At 68.7% G+C, this 2277-nt stretch carries 1 protein-coding gene and 2 pseudogenes; all 3 read left to right on the top strand.

The window, feature by feature from the left end; all coding sequences use genetic code 11:
- Nucleotides 1–86: 86 nt before the first annotated feature.
- Nucleotides 87–317 (top strand): annotated as a pseudogene (locus ABZ646_RS45250) (transporter); the annotation flags it as partial.
- Nucleotides 318–437: 120 nt separating this feature from the next.
- On the top strand, nt 438–1616 hold the full coding sequence (locus ABZ646_RS45255) for a tyrosine-type recombinase/integrase (protein WP_360533250.1): 1179 nt from the start codon (nt 438–440) through the stop codon (nt 1614–1616).
- Nucleotides 1613–2277, top strand: a pseudogene (locus ABZ646_RS45260) (site-specific integrase); the annotation flags it as partial. The gene ABZ646_RS45255 and the pseudogene ABZ646_RS45260, both read left to right, overlap by 4 nt.

The raw sequence follows: 2277 nt of genomic DNA on the forward strand, positions 1-2277 counted from the left end.
ACATTACCTTCACGTCTCCGGGGCTTCCCGCGGAAACAATACATCACTTCTCGGCGTTGGTGATCACCGAGCCGAGGAGGGGGAAGATGTCGGGCCTGAAGCTGTTCCGCACGGACGCAACGAATGGCGGCGTGACCGAGGTCGTGCCGCGTCTTGCCGAGGTTGAGACCGATGTACAGCGTCTCGTCGAGACCCACATGGAGACACTGGTGGGCGTCCGGTTCCTGGCGAGCGAGTACAGCACCGGGCCGGTGCACGGGGGCCGGATCGACTCGCTCGGGTTGGATGAGAACGGATCGCCGGTCATCGTCGAGTTTACCGACCTCAGGTAGTCCTGCCCGTGATGTCCGTCTGGGACTGTGACCTGCACGTCCCAGGCTTGTTTACCGACCGTGTCCGGGACATCTGTCATGTTCTGGAGTCGGTACGGAGGACGAGTGGCACGGCACGTGGTGGTCGGGGACCTGAGGGTCCAGCAGATCGAGCGGAAGGACGGGCGGCGGTCGTGGACGGTCGTGTGGCCCGAGGGGACGGTGCACACGGAGGCGGACCGGTTCCTGCGTCTGCATGATGGTTCGGGAACGCAGAGGACGTACGCGTATCTGCTGGTGGACCATCTGCGGTGGCTGGAGCGGGAGTGCCTGGCCTTCGCAGCGGTCCAACTGCGGGACCTGGAACGGTATATGGGCATGGTCGGTGCCGAGGTCCGCATGCCGCTCGGCGAGCCGTGGCGGGTCGGCAAGCGCCCCTACGGCCACTCCGCGCTGTCGACCGCGGCGGCTTGTCTGAAGGGCTTCTACCTGCACCAATCCTTCCTCGGCATCAACGGCGAACTCGGCAAGAAGCTCGACAAGTACCGGCTGCCGTTGCGGGTGGACCGGCGCCGCTCCTTCCTCGGGCATGTGAAGTCGTCGCTGCCCACCAACCCGCTGGCGCCGAAGGGGCCGCACTGCCGGCATCCAAAGCTGCTCCCGGACGGCGCCCGGGAGAGGCTGCTGGAGACGGTGAACGCCGCCCGGGACCGGCTGGTTGTCACCTGGCTCGCCGACGGCGGGCTTCGCATCGGCGAGCTCTGCGGACTTCACCTGGTCGACCTGCACCTTCGCGAGAACGCGGCCTGCGGCGAGTGCCGCGCCCCTCACCTGCACGTCTGCCACCGGCCCGGCAATCCGAACCGGGCCGAGGCCAAGACTAAGCACCCCTGGCGGGTCGAGCACGGCATCGTGACCGGCGGGCTGATCAAGCGGGTCAGCCCGGCAATGGTGCACACCTACTTCGAGTACGTCACCACCGAGTACCCGCGCGGGGCTGGGCACGGCATGCTCCTGGTTCAGTTGCACGGCGCCGATACCGGACAGCCGTGGGCGCCGGTCGGCGCCCGTCGTATGCTCGGCCGGGCCGGGAAACGCGCCGGACTCGGGGTCGTGAAATCCCATGCCTTCCGGCACTCGTTTACTTCCGCGGTTCTCGACGCGGCCGACGGCAACACACTGATCGCCCGGGACGCCGGCGGCTGGGCCTCGGCCGCGATGGTGGATGAGGTCTACGGACACGTCGATGTCCACGACCCGGTCTTCGACGCCGCCCTGCGCACGGTCTGGGGTGAGACGAAGTGACGACGCCATCGCTGCTGCCGCAGCAGCAGGATGCCCGCACGCGACGGGACCGGCTGGAGGTGCTCACCGCACTGATCAACGGGCCCGAGTTCGACCCGGCGCTGCGCGGCGGGGCGCTGAAGATCCCGCCGACGCACCTGGTCTATCCGTGGAGCTGCACAGTCGTCGACTGCGAGCGGCCCCGCTGGCGGCGCTACGCGATGTGCTCGGTGCACGCCGAGCAGTGGCAGGAGGCTGAGGCGCGCGGCATAAGCCGGGCTCAGTTCCTGCGGACCGCGGAGCCGCTGCCGGCCACGGAGATGCCGGAGGCGATGATGTGCCGGATCTGCCCGCAGCGGCCGGCGTTCAGCCTGCAACTGGTGCTGTGCTTCCGGCACCGCAACCGGTGGCTGAGCCACCTGAAGCGGCACCCCGAAGGACGTGTGAACGAGGGGGAGTTCGAGCGATGGCTGGCCGACCAGCCGTCGCTCCCGGGCTACGGTGAGTGCCGCGCGGACGTGTGCGACGAACTGGCCGCCTCGCCACTGGGGTTGTGCGGCGCGCACGAGTGCGGCTACATCCGGGCCGGGCGCCCGGGAGGGGCGAAGCCGCCGAAGAACTTCTTCGCCACCTACGAGCGCCGTGATCGCCCCGTGCCGGTGACCTGCGAGGACGAAGTCGC

Source organism: Streptomyces sp. NPDC007162, assembly GCF_040634175.1.
Taxonomy (GTDB): domain Bacteria; phylum Actinomycetota; class Actinomycetes; order Streptomycetales; family Streptomycetaceae; genus Streptomyces.